The 13,720-nt window shown below is 58.3% G+C and carries 7 protein-coding genes and 1 pseudogene; 7 read left to right on the top strand and 1 reads right to left on the bottom strand.

Annotated elements, in window-relative coordinates; all coding sequences use genetic code 11:
* Window positions 1–239 precede the first annotated feature (239 nt).
* The 7 genes from glgC to glgB all read left to right on the top strand — a co-directional run bounded on the left by glgC (window position 240) and on the right by glgB (window position 13,303).
* Window positions 240–1,499 (top strand): glucose-1-phosphate adenylyltransferase, encoded by a 1,260-nt coding sequence (gene glgC, locus MWU51_RS16985; RefSeq protein WP_247039745.1) that lies wholly within the window; start codon window positions 240–242, stop codon window positions 1,497–1,499.
* Window positions 1,496–2,941 (top strand): glycogen synthase GlgA, encoded by a 1,446-nt coding sequence (gene glgA, locus MWU51_RS16990; RefSeq protein ID WP_247039747.1) that lies wholly within the window; start codon window positions 1,496–1,498, stop codon window positions 2,939–2,941. Before glgC ends, glgA begins: the two co-directional genes overlap by 4 nt.
* A gap of 6 nt (window positions 2,942–2,947) precedes the next feature.
* Window positions 2,948–5,047, top strand: coding sequence for a glycogen debranching protein GlgX (glgX, locus tag MWU51_RS16995; RefSeq protein WP_247039749.1), 2,100 nt, complete (start codon window positions 2,948–2,950; stop codon window positions 5,045–5,047).
* The gene (gene malQ, locus MWU51_RS17000) at window positions 5,044–7,047 is read left to right on the top strand and encodes a 4-alpha-glucanotransferase (protein WP_247039751.1); all 2,004 of its coding nucleotides are present in this window, start codon (window positions 5,044–5,046) and stop codon (window positions 7,045–7,047) included. The genes glgX and malQ overlap by 4 nt, the downstream gene beginning before the upstream one ends.
* The gene (locus MWU51_RS17005; RefSeq protein WP_247039753.1) at window positions 7,013–8,644 is read left to right on the top strand and encodes an alpha-D-glucose phosphate-specific phosphoglucomutase; all 1,632 of its coding nucleotides are present in this window, start codon (window positions 7,013–7,015) and stop codon (window positions 8,642–8,644) included. The genes malQ and MWU51_RS17005 overlap by 35 nt, the downstream gene beginning before the upstream one ends.
* Window positions 8,645–8,690: 46 nt before the next feature.
* A complete protein-coding gene (locus tag MWU51_RS17010; RefSeq protein WP_247039755.1) occupies window positions 8,691–11,096 on the top strand; it encodes a glycogen/starch/alpha-glucan phosphorylase in 2,406 nt (801 codons plus the stop codon).
* Between the two features lie 62 nt (window positions 11,097–11,158).
* Window positions 11,159–13,303, top strand: coding sequence for a 1,4-alpha-glucan branching protein GlgB (gene glgB / locus MWU51_RS17015; protein WP_247039757.1), 2,145 nt, complete (start codon window positions 11,159–11,161; stop codon window positions 13,301–13,303).
* A gap of 276 nt (window positions 13,304–13,579) precedes the next feature.
* On the opposite strand, the pseudogene MWU51_RS17020 reads toward glgB, so the two are convergent.
* A pseudogene (locus tag MWU51_RS17020) lies at window positions 13,580–13,720 on the bottom strand (carbohydrate kinase); the annotation flags it as partial.

A 13,720-nucleotide genomic window follows, 5' to 3' on the forward strand; every position in this document is an offset into this window, starting at 1 on the left:
CATGGGGTATCGAGGCCGGCATCTTCGACTTCAGCTTTCAAAGCGTGGTTCATCTCGTCCCGTATCCATGACCTGTCCTAACGAGAAACTGACCAAGTTTGCAGATCAAGTCAATAAATAAATAAGAGTGAATTAATAATTGACCGATGCAAATAAACTGGTCATTAGAGGTTAAGATGATTGTGAAACCAGGATGACGATTCGGCGCTGCGATGACGCCGATAGGGGAGGTACTCGAAATGAGCGTTTCAACTCATAGACTTACACGCGAGACAATGGCATTCGTACTGGCCGGAGGGCGGGGCAGCCGCCTGAAGGAGCTGACCGATATCAGGGCCAAGCCTGCGGTATATTTCGGAGGGAAGACGCGGATCATCGATTTTGCGCTGTCGAACGCGGTGAATTCCGGCATCCGTCGCATTGGTGTGGCGACGCAGTACAAGGCGCACAGCCTTATCCGTCACCTGCAGCGCGGCTGGAGCTTTTTTCGGGCGGAACGCAACGAGTCTCTTGATATCCTGCCTGCATCGCAGCGTGTCAACGAACGTAACTGGTATCTTGGCACGGCGGATGCTGTCACTCAGAACATCGACATAATCGAAGGCTACGCCCCAAAATACATCCTTATTCTGGCAGGCGATCACATCTATAAACAGGATTATTCGGTGCTGTTGGAACAGCATGTGGAGACCGGGGCGGACGTGACTGTCGGCTGCATCGAAGTACCACGAGAAGAAGCCAGCGCGTTCGGTGTGATGGCGGTCGACGAGAGTGACCGTATTCTTGAGTTTGTTGAAAAACCCGCTGATCCGCCATCAATGCCGGGTGACGAAACCCAGTCCTTGGCCAGCATGGGGATCTATGTCTTCAAGACCGAGTTCCTGATCAAACTGCTGCGTGAAGACGCTCAGTCCGAGACGTCCGAGCATGATTTCGGCAAAGATATTATCCCTGCCTTGGTTGCGGCGGGAAATGCCTATGCCCATCCGTTCAGCCGTTCCTGTGTGACCAGTTCGCATGAGCAAAAGCCCTATTGGCGAGACGTCGGCACCATCGATGCCTATTGGCAGGCCAGTATCGACCTGACCGATTTCGAGCCAGAGTTGGACCTGTATGACCATAGCTGGCCGATCTGGACCTATTCCGAGCTGACGCCTCCTGCAAAATTCATACATAACGAGGAAGACCGGCGCGGCATGGCCGTCTCTTCGATGGTTGCGGGCGGGTGCATCATATCGGGTGCGCAGTTGAACCAGTGCCTGTTGCACAGTGGAGTCCATGCAAACTCGTATTCTGAACTCAATGGTGTTGTCGCGTTGCCAGATGTTCGTATAGGACGCAAAGCACGGTTGAAGAACGTCATCATTGATCGGTCTGTGCGTATTCCCGCGGGGCTTGTTGTGGGCGAAAACGCAGAAGAGGACTCCAAGCGGTTTCGCCGCTCTGAGAATGGGATATGCCTTATCACACAAGCGATGATCGACAAGTTGGAGCAATGACCCTCAACCTACTCTCAGTTGCGTCTGAATGCGCGCCCTTCGTCAAGACGGGGGGATTGGCAGATGTCGTCGGCGCGCTTGGCCGTGTAATGGGGGCGCATGATGTTGAATGTCGTGTCCTTCTGCCGCTTTACCGCCAGATTGCGCATCTGGCGACCGGGGCAACGGAAATCCTGAATGTCGGTTCACATTTTGGCGGATCGGTGCGCGTCTTGGAAAAGCGTGAAAGCGGCGTTGACCTTTTGCTGATCGACGCGCCGCATCTTTACGACCGTCCGGGCCAGATTTATCTGAACGAAAGTGGTGTGGATTGGGCGGACAATCATCTGCGCTTTGGATTGCTTGGCTGGTTGGGTGCGGAAATCGGACGCACCGGTATCGCGGGCTGGAAGCCCGATGTGATCCACGCACACGATTGGCAGGCTGGATTGACTCCGGTCTATTTGCGTCAAGCTGCTGGCGCGGCGCCGCCGTGTGTCCTGACCATTCACAACATCGCTTTTCAGGGCAATTTCCCGGCAACGACTATGGGCACATTGGGTCTTGATCCCAAAGGCTTCACACAGGACGGGTTTGAGTATTTCGGCCAGATCAGCTTTCTTAAAGGTGGCTTGATGCAGGCCGACCAGATTACCACGGTCAGCCCGACCTATGCACGAGAACTGATGACGCCGGAGTTTGGAATGGGGCTTGAGGGCGTTTTGATGGCGCGCAAGGCGGACCTTTCCGGCATCCTCAACGGTATCGACATGGTCGCCTGGGACCCCGCGACCGACCCGGCACTGGTTCAGAATTACACAAGCCGCACGCTGGCGAAAAAGAGTGTGAACAAACAAGCAGTGTTGGAACATTTCGGTCTTGACCCGGACACCACCGCGCCGCTCTTTTCGGTGATCAGCCGCTTGTCAGAGCAAAAAGGGCTGGATCTCGCATTGCAAGCGTTGCCAACAATCCTTGAAAGAGGCGCGCGGTTCGTGCTGCTGGGGTCGGGGACGCCAGAGCTGGAACAGGGTTTTCGTGAACTCGCCGCCCGCTATCCCAACAGTGTCGGTGTCGAAATCGGGTTCAACGAAGATCTGGCTCATCAGATGCAGGCGGGTGCGGATGCCACGCTGGTTCCGTCCCGGTTCGAGCCTTGCGGCCTGACCCAACTTTGCGCAATGCGTTATGGGACCTTGCCGATCGTCTCGGTCACCGGCGGTCTGGCCGATACGGTCATTGACGCCAATGAGGCTGCACTGGCTGCGGGCTGTGCCACAGGCCTGCAATTCGCGCCAACGACGGGCGAGAAACTGGGCGATGCACTCGACCGCGCTATGGCGATCTATTCCGACACAAAGGCGTGGCAGAAAATCCAACGCAACGGGATGAAACATCCTGTGGGCTGGGATGTCTCTGCGCAGCGGATGGCGGATATATATTGTAACTTGGCAGGGGCCTAAGAGCAGATGCATGAAGCCGCACCCATCCTTAGCATCGTTGCCGGAGATCACACCCGTCTGGGTGCGATCTTTGACGGCCAAGGCGTCAACTTCGCGGTCTTTTCCGAGAACGCGACAAAGATCGAGCTGTGCCTGTTCAGCCCTGACGGACAGCGCGAAACCGCGCGCGTGGCATTGCCGGACCGCACAGGGCCCGTCTGGCATGGCTATGTTCCGGGTCTGAAATCCGGCGCGCTTTATGGATATCGGGCGCACGGGCCCTATGAACCGGACCGGGGCCACCGTTTCAATCCGATGAAGCTGCTTGCCGATCCCTATGCCCGCGCGTTTCACGGCGAATGGCACGCGGCCAAGGAAACACTGGGCTATGACCTCGCGGTGCCTGAACGCGACGCTGGACCAAGCCAGATTGACAGCGCCCAATTCGTTCCCAAATCCATCGTGCCAGAACCCGAAACACCGTGGAGCGGCACGCCGGCCCCGCGCAGATCGTGGTCGGAAACCGTCATTTACGAGGCCCATGTCAAAGGTCTGACCCAACTTCATCCCGATGTGCCGGAAAACCTGCGCGGCACCTACGAGGCGCTTGGGTGTGATGCCATCATCGCGCATCTCAAAAAGCTCGGCGTGACCGCGCTGGAACTGCTGCCGGTGCACGCGTTTCTTGATGATGGCTTTCTGGTTGAGCGCGGGCTGACGAACTATTGGGGCTACAACAGCCTTGGTTTCTTTGCCCTTGAGCCCCGCTATCTCGGGCCGAACGGCGTCGATGGGTTCCGTCACGCCGTCGACCGGCTTCATGCAGCGGGTATCGAGGTTATTCTGGACGTCGTCTTCAACCACACTGCCGAAGGCGATCATCGCGGCCCGACCCTGTCTTTTCGCGGGTTGGACAACGCGGCCTACTATACCCTTCAGGCCAGCCATTCCCGTTACTATGTGAACGATACCGGCTGCGGAAACACCGTGGCGGTCCACCATCCCTTTGTGCTGCGGATGGTTCTGGATTCCTTGCGATATTGGGTGACGGTCATGGGGATCGACGGGTTTCGGTTCGATCTTGCCACGACACTGGGGCGCGAACCGCATGGCTTTGATTTGCATGGTGGTTTCTTTGACGCGGTCCGGCAGGACCCGGTCCTAAGCCGGTGCAAAATGATTGCAGAGCCATGGGATATCGGGCCCGGAGGCTACCAGCTTGGCGGCTTTCCTGCCGATTGGGGCGAATGGAACGACAGGTTCCGCGACACCACACGCAAATTCTGGCGTGGCGACGCGCATGCGGCGCGGGAACTGGCGGGCAATTTGCTGGGCACGGCATCAATATTCGATCACTCCGGGCGCAAACCTTACAGTTCGATCAATTTCGTTGCCGCCCATGACGGTTTCACGCTGGCCGATGTGACCCGCTATCGCGAGAAACACAATGAAGCCAACGGCGAAAGCAACGCCGATGGCCATGGGCACAACCTGTCTGACAATTGCGGTGTCGAGGGCGACACGCGGGACACCGCGATCCTTGCCCGCCGGGCACAGCGGGCGCGCAATCTTTTGGCGACGGTCTTCCTGTCCCAAGGAACCCCCATGCTTCTGGCCGGGGACGAATTGGGGCGCACGCAGCGTGGTAACAACAACACCTATTGCCAGGACAACGAAACCAGTTGGATCAACTGGGCAGATGCTGACAGCGGTCTTCTGGACTTCGCCAAGCGTTTGATTGCGTTGCGCCGGGACAACCCGGTTTTGCGACAGGGCCACTATCTGCACGGGCGGTTGCGTCAAGATGAGCTGCCGGATGTTGAGTGGTTCAGTTTGAAGGGTGGCGCGTTGAACTGGCGCGATTCCTCGCTTGATGGGTTTTGCCTTTTGATCCGAGGCGGCGTGGAAAGCGCGCTGTCACAATCAGGCACGGTCGCGATCGTGGTGAATGGCGGGGAAAGCGACAAATGTGTGACGCTGCCTGACCCGACTGCAGATCAGCAATGGAAGCGCGTGCTGGACACCGCGGCCCCAACGGCGCCTGCTGCAATCGTCACCGAACGCAACAGGCAGCCGATTGCAACCCATTCGCTGGTGGTTTTCGTCGGCGCGCAGGTCACAGCATGACAGACTGGATGTCCCAGCTTTGCACCTATGTCGGCGTGCACGCGCAGTATCGCGGGTTTGACGGCCAGACGATCGAGGTGTCGCGCGATACTCAGGTTGCAGTTTTGCAGGCGATGGGGCTGGATGTCCGCTCAGACACGGATGCGCAGGTCCTATTGCGACAAATGCAGACCGAAGACGCAGCACGGCCACTGCCGCCCGAAGTTGTCGTCGACGCCGGTAAGCTTTGTAAGCTGACGTTGGCGCGGCCTGCGGAATGGAAGCTTGAGGCGGAAGGCACCGGTGAAACGCTTGCCCGTGGGCAGGCTAAGAACAAGCTTTCGCTTCCCGACCTGCCACTGGGTATTCACCGCCTGCACTTACGCTCTGATGCGCGCGAATTCACCACCTGGGTTCTGGCCCGCCCGGCCAGTGCCATCCAGTTGGAAGATCATATCCCCGAGCCGCGTATTTGGGGCGTGTTGGCGCCGCTTTATGGTCTGACCGACGGAGATGCCGCACAGATTGGAAGCTATGGTTTGCTTGGTGACTATGCCGTTGCGATGGCAGCGCATGGCGCGGACTTTGTCGGCATCAACCCCGTGCATGCGATGGGTCAGGCCCGGCCTGACGATGTGGTAAGCCCGTACTCCCCCAGCCATCGCGGGTTACTGAACACGTGGCACTGTGCGGACTATGACGGTCAGGCGGGTGACGAAACGGAACTGGTTGATTACCCGACAGCATTGCGAAACACCGCGCGCGCACTTGCGGATCAGTTTGCCAGTTTTTGCGACCTTCCAGACGGTGCGCCTCAGCGACGCGCTTTTAAAACCTATGTCGAGTGGGCAGGGATCGCGCTTCACGAATTTGCTCTGTTCGAAGTCTTGTCCGTCAGCTTTGGCGCAGACTGGCGCACTTGGCCCGCGCCATACCGCGACCATGATGCGGATGCCCTAGCGGCATTTGAGACCACCCATAAAGAGGAAATCGCCCGCATCAAATGGGAACAGTGGCAGGCGGACGTGCAACTTTCAGACGCGCAGGACAGGGCATGCAAAGCCGGGATGCGCGTTGGACTATACCTTGATCTTGCAGTTGGTCCTCGTCTTGGCGGGGCAGAGACTTGGGTGAAGGACAGCTCGTTGATCACTGGTGCCACGCTTGGTGCGCCGCCTGATCCCCTTGGCCCCGTTGGTCAAAGCTGGGGCCTTGCTCCGCAATCGCCGCTGAAACTGCGGTCTGAAGGCTATGCCGGGTTCGCGCGCCTGCTCCGGTCCGTTATGCGCCATGCGGGCATGATCCGGATCGACCACGTTTTGGGCCTGATGCGCAGCTTCTGGATCCCCGATGGCGGGGCCGAGGGCACTTACGTTAGCTATCCTTTCGACGCGCTTCTTGCTGTTGTGGCAATTGAAAGTGCGCGCAGCAATACAATCGTCGTGGGCGAGGATCTGGGTCTGATCCCCGAGGGGCTGCGCGAAAAGCTCGCTGCCTCGGGCGTCTACGGTCTGGACGTGCTGCAATATATGCGCACGACGACCGGCGGTTTCACCGATACGACCAAGACACGACGCTTGGCGATTTGTGGATTTGCGACCCATGATACACCTACCGTCGCCGGGTTTTTCACCGCCGAAGACGCGCGCGTAAGGCATCAGTTCGGTGGTATTGATGCGCAAACGCTGAAAAAAACCCACGCGGATCGTACACGTGCGCGCGAAACGCTCGGCTCCTCGGACCCGGTGCCGGAAATTCATCATCAACTGGCGCGCGCGAATGCCAGCATGGTGTCGATCCAGCTTGATGATATCGCGGAACGCACGTCCCAACAGAACCTGCCGGGCACAGTCGACAGTTATCCGAACTGGCGGCTGAAGGCCCCTTTCACCGTCGATGAGATCGCACAGTCGGAAGCTTTCAAAAGGCTTGCCGAAGACATGCGGGCTCAAGGTCGGTCGAACCCCAGAAGAATGGAGAAAAAAGATGGTCTTCAAGACTGTTCAGACCACGCCCATTGAAGGGCAAAAGCCGGGGACTTCCGGTTTGCGCAAGAAAACGGCCGTTTTCCGTGAGCCAGGATATCTGGAAAACTTCGTGCAATGCATCTTTGACGGCACGGGCGGCGCGGCGGGCAAGACCTATGTCGTTGGCGGCGATGGCCGGTTCTTCAACACGCAGGCCATCGGCGTGATCATCAGGATGGCCGCAGCCAACGGAGCTGCACGTTTGATTGTGGGGCAAGACGGCATCCTGTCCACACCCGCTGCATCGAACCTGATCCGCAAGTATAAGACCGATGGCGGGATTATCCTGTCAGCCAGCCACAATCCGGGCGGCGAGAACGGCGATTTCGGCATTAAGTTCAACGCAGCCAACGGGGGGCCAGCGCCAGAAAAGATCACCGATGCGATCTTTGCCAAGACGCTTGAGATCACGGAATACAAGATTGCCGAACAAGAGCCTGAAGACATCGGCAAGGTCGGTTCCTTCACAGTTGGCGATTGCCGGATCGACGTTGTTGATCCTGTCGATGACTATGAAACACTGATGCAGGAACTTTTTGATTTCGATGCTATCAGCACCCTTTTTGCGGGCGGCTTTCGCATCTGTTTCGACGCCATGCATGCGGTCACCGGCCCCTATGCCACACGCATCCTTGAAGGGACTCTGGGCGCGCCCAAAGGTTCGGTCATCAACGCTGTGCCGTCGCCGGATTTTGGCGGTGGGCATCCTGATCCGAACCCCGTCTGGGCCAGCGAACTGGTGGCGATCATGAACGGTGATGACGCGCCTGATTTCGGGGCAGCCTCTGATGGCGATGGTGACCGCAACATGGTCATGGGCAAGGGCACTTTCATTTCGCCGTCCGACAGCCTTGCCTTGCTGACAGCTTACGCGCATCTGGCACCCGCTTATTCGGGCAAACTTGCGGGCGTGGCACGTTCCATGCCCACAAGTCAGGCGGTCGATCTGGTCGCCAAGCGTTTGGGTATTCCATGCTTTGAAACGCCAACCGGATGGAAGTTTTTCGGCAATCTTCTAGACGCGGGCAAGGCCACGCTTTGCGGAGAAGAAAGCGCGGGCACCGGGTCAAACCATATTCGGGAAAAAGACGGGCTTTGGGCTGTGTTGCTCTGGCTGAATATTCTGGCGCGCGACGGGCGTGATATTGTCCAATTGCAAAGCGATCATTGGCGCAGCTTCGGGCGCAACTTCTATTCGCGCCACGATTACGAGGAAATCCCGACGGAGGCTGCCGAGGCGCTGATGGCGGCTCTGCGCGGACGCTTGGCGGATCTGCCGGGCACGGCGGTTGCGCGATTGGAAGTAAGCACCGCGGATGACTTCGCTTATCGCGATCCGATTGATCAAAGCCTGACCGAGGCACAGGGCGTGCGGATTGGTTTCACAGACGGCTCGCGCGTTGTGATGCGCCTGTCCGGCACAGGCACCCAAGGGGCCACGCTTCGCGTCTATCTGGAACGCTTTGTCGACCGCAGCGGAGACCATACGCAGGACTTGCAGGCGGCCCTTGCCCCTGTGATCGCAGCGGCAGAAGCCCTTGCTGACATAACGAAACACACTGGCCGGAGCAGCGCAGACGTCATCACATGATGAATCGCGCGGGCCCAAAACACACATGACCGTGACTGGAAAAACCATGAAAGACTTCAAAGCTACAGGCGCGCTTGCTAGCGCAATCGACTTTCACCTTGCCCATAGCGTGGGCAAGACGCCGGAAAGTGCATCCATCACCGATTGGCGTCTGGCCCTGTCCCGAGCCGTCCGTGACAAGCTGATCACGCCATGGTTCGATGCAACGCATCAGACCTACGCAAAGGACCGCAAGCGGGTTTACTACCTCTCGATGGAATTCCTGTTGGGCCGCATCCTTGAAGACGCGGTGAACAACCTTGGCCTTGAGGACGAAGCGAAAGAGGCGCTTGCGGCTTACGATGTGGATTTTGCCGATGTGGTGGGGGACGAGCCCGATGCCGCGTTGGGTAATGGCGGGCTGGGTCGGCTTGCTGCTTGTTTTCTTGACAGCCTGTCCTGCCTTGGTATCCCGGCGCACGGCTATGGCATTCGCTATGCGCATGGTCTGTTCCGGCAATCCTTCGAAGATGGCCGCCAGATGGAAATGGCCGAGGATTGGCTGCGCCACCAGCACAACTGGGAATTTGAACGGTCGGAATGCCTCTATGATATCGGGTTTGGAGGTCAGGTCACTGAGAAGGGTAAAAGTGCTGTCTGGACGCCGTCCGATACCGTGATGGCACAAGCCTATGACACGCCGGTTCCTGGGTGGCGCGCAAGCTGGACCAACACGCTGCGCCTGTGGTCCGCGAAGCCCAAGCAAATCTTTGATCTGGACCCGTTCAACCGTGGTGAATACATGCAGGCCGCAGCCCCCGAGGTTTTGGCCGAAACGATCTCTCGTGTCCTGTATCCCGACGACAGCACCGAGATCGGCAAAGAGCTGCGCCTGAAGCAGGAGTTCTTCTTTACCTCAGCCTCTCTGCAAGACCTGATGCGGCGCTTCTTGGCGCATAACGGCGATCTGACGGCCTTGCCGTCAAAGGTCGCGATCCAGATGAACGATACCCACCCGGCGATTGCGGGGCCTGAACTGATCCGGCAGTTGATGGACATTCACGGACAGGACTTCGACGCGGCGTTCGACATCGCTCAGGGTACGCTGCATTACACCAACCACACGCTTTTGCCCGAAGCGCTTGAGGCGTGGGAGGTGTCCTTGATGGGCACGATTCTGCCCCGTCACATGCAACTGATCGAACGCATCGACGACCGATTGGCGCGCGATGTGAAAGCGTCCAAAACAGGCGTCAACGCGCATATCGTTGAACACGACAAGGTCAACATGGGCACGCTTGCCTTCACTTGCGCACGCAAGGTCAACGGCGTGTCAGCGCTGCACACAGACCTGATGAAGCAGACTGTTTTTAGCGATCTGCACGCCGTCTATCCCGACCGTATCCTGAACCAGACCAACGGTGTGACCCCGCGCCGCTGGGTGCATGGCTGCAACCCCGGCCTGCGCCATCTGTTGAATGAGACCATCGGCACCGAATGGGTGCTCGATTTGGAGCAGTTGAAGCAACTTGCGCCACTGGTCGATGACCCGGATTTTCGCCAGCGGTTCATGGCGGTAAAGCAGGAAAACAAGCAGCGGTTGGTGGATTGGGTTTCTGACAATTTGGGGGTCGAAATCTCGCCCGACGCCATGTTCGACATCCAGATCAAGCGCATTCACGAATACAAGCGCCAGCTGATGAACGCGCTGGAAACGGCGGCCCTTGCCAATGCGATCCGCCGCGATCCCGACGCCGCATGGACCCCACGCGTCAAGTTCTTCGGAGGCAAGGCGGCACCCGCTTACATCGACGCCAAGAATATCATTCGATTGATCAATGACATTGCCAACTCGATCAACAATGACCCGGTCATCGGCGATCGGCTCAAGGTGATCTATCCGCCCAACTACAACGTTTCCATGGCGGAAATCCTGATCCCCGCCGCGGATCTGTCCGAGCAGATTTCGACTGCTGGCAAGGAAGCCTCGGGCACCGGGAACATGAAGTTCGCGCTGAACGGCGCGGTGACCATAGGCACGTTGGACGGTGCGAATGTCGAAATCCGCGATTGTGTGGGAGACGACAATATCTACATCTTCGGCATGACCGCGGACGAGGTCGAGGGCGCGCGCGAAGGGTATGTCACGCAGAACTATATCGACCAAAGCCCGATCCTGAGTGAGGTGATTGATCAGATCCGCACTGGTTTCTACTCACCCGGTGATCCGACCCGCCACTGGCCCGTTCTCGAAAAGCTTTTGCGCGACGACTATTTCATGGTGGTCGCGGATTTCGACGCCTATTGGGACGCGCAGCGTAGGGTTGATGAAGGTTTCGCCGACAGCGATGGCTGGGCGCGGATGGCGGTCCTTAACACGGCGCATTCCGGCTGGTTCTCATCGGACCGCACCATTCAGGGCTATGCCGATGACATTTGGGGCGTGTCATCGCTTTTGGGGGACGACAAATGAACACCGCGACCTACACACCGACCTTTGATACGAGCACAGCGGAAGAGTTGCTGACAGGCACGATGTCCGACCCATTTTCGATCCTTGGACCACATAAGAACGGCCGCCGTTGGAGCGTCACGGCGCTTTTGCCGGGCGCGCAGAGCGTCGATGTGTTGGACGGCAAGACAGGCAAGGTTGAGGCCACATTGGAGCGGCTGGACGGACGCGGACTGTTTTCCGGCTTTGTCCGCAAAGGTGTTGCGACCGGTGGCTACCGCTTGCGCGCCCGCAGCGGCGACACGGAGTGGGAACAAGACGACGCCTACCGCTTCGGCCCCGTTCTGGGCGAGCTGGACGAATACCTGATCGCAGAAGGCGCGCATTTGCAGCTTTGGGATCGCATGGGTGCGCATCCGATGACGCATGAAGGGGCCGTGGGTGTGCATTTTGCGGTCTGGGCCCCGGCAGCCAGCCGCGTTTCGGTGGTCGGAGAATTCAACCAGTGGGACGGTCGGCGCCACGTGATGCGCGCGCGCGGATCGACCGGTATTTGGGAAATCTTCATACCGGATCTGGGCGAAGGCACAGTTTATAAATATGAAATTCGCGACGGGGCAGGGACCATTCAGCCGCTGAAAGCAGACCCCGTCGGGTTTGGTGCAGAACATCCGCCGGCCACAGCCTCGGTCGTGCGGGATCTTGGTGGCTACGGGTGGAGCGACGATGAATGGATGACCACCCGGTCCAACCGCAATCGCCACGACAAACCGGTGTCTATCTACGAGGTGCATCTTGGCTCGTGGCGCCGCAAGGTTGAAGACGGCGACCGCCCGCTCAGCTATCTCGAATTCGCCTCGGAACTGGTCGATTATGTGCGCGACATGGGCTTTACGCATATCGAGCTTATGCCGATCTCGGAATTTCCCTTCGACGGCTCGTGGGGATACCAACCCATTGGGCTTTTCGCCCCAACAATTCGCTTCGGCACACCTGATGAGTTCCGTGCCTTCGTCAACGCCGCTCACCTCGCGGGCCTTGGCGTTTTGCTGGACTGGGTGCCGGGTCACTTCCCGACAGACGCGCATGGTCTGGGCAATTTCGACGGCACCGCGCTTTATGAACATGCAGACCCGCGCGAAGGGTTTCATCAGGATTGGAATACGCTGATCTACAACTACGGCCGCCGCGAGGTTCAGAACTTCCTTTGCGCCAACGCGCTTTATTGGATCAAGGAATTCCATATCGACGGTCTGCGTGTCGATGCCGTGGCCTCCATGCTCTACCGCGATTATTCGCGCAAAGATGGCGAGTGGATTCCCAACCAACAAGGCGGGCGCGAGAACCTTGAGGCGATCGCCTTCCTGCAACGCACGAACCAACTGGTCTATGACGCGGATGCGGGGGTGATGATGGCTGCCGAAGAAAGCACATCCTTCCCCGGTGTCAGCAAACCCGTCGATCAGGGCGGACTTGGCTTTGGGTTCAAGTGGAACATGGGCTGGATGAACGACACGCTGGATTACATGGGCCGCGACCCGATCCACCGTTCGCATCACCATCACCAGATGACCTTTGGACTGACCTACGCGTTTTCAGAGAACTTCATCCTGCCGATCAGCCATGACGAAGTCGTGCACGGCAAGGGCTCAATGCTGAGCAAGATGCCGGGCGAGGGTTTTGACAAGTTCGCCGGGTTACGCGCCTATTACGGCTTCATGTGGGGGCATCCGGGCAAGAAACTTCTGTTCATGGGACAGGAGTTTGCACAAGGTGAGGAATGGAACCACGAGCGGTCGCTTGACTGGCATCTGCTCGATCACGACTGGCATCGCGGTGTGCAGGCTTGGGTCAAGGCGCTCAACACTTTCTATGGTGAGACGCCCACGCTCTATGCCACCGATAGTGACCCGTCGGGATTTTACTGGCTGGAAGTCGATCAATCTGATCTGTCTGTCTATGCGTGGGTGCGCCAAGGTGAAGACGGGAAGGATCCGGTCATCGTGGTTTGCAACATGGCCCCGGCGCCGCGCGAAGGTTACCGTCTGGGCGTTCCCAATGCTGGACGATGGCAGGTTGCGCTCAACAGCGATGACACCACGTTTGGCGGTTCAGGACATGGGCCTGTATCGTGCGACAGCGAAGATATCGTATGGAGCGGGCAAACCCAGTCCATCAGTTTCGACCTGCCCGGCAACACGACTCTTTTCTTCCGCCTTGGCGATTAGATAGGCGTTCTTTTTGACATTGGGCACAGCACCAGATGACTATGGGCAATGTGGTGTAGAAAAAGGCTGACCGCTGAAAACCTATGCACGACAAATGTGTAAACAGGTACGACTGCTCGAGTGAATTCGGGTACGTGACAAAGCGCAAAATTGCCCTCGCGGATTTGCAGGTTCACTGGACGAAGATATACCTGCCCTTACGGTAATGCTGTGGCCCTATCGGGGTCCGGGGGGGCACGTCGTTGTTGTCGCTGGGGTTGGCCTTGCCGATCCGAATTAGAGCTCGTCCGCCCAAGGGGGATTTGCGCCGGCGCGGGAAACGGTGACGGCGGCGACGCGTGCGCCATGTGCCAGGGCCTGTTTGAGTGCATCGGGAGAGAGGTTCTGGAGTTGATCCTTTTGCAGCGCACCCAGTTC

It is taken from the genome of Aliiroseovarius sp. F47248L, assembly GCF_023016085.1.
GTDB lineage: Bacteria > Pseudomonadota > Alphaproteobacteria > Rhodobacterales > Rhodobacteraceae > Aliiroseovarius.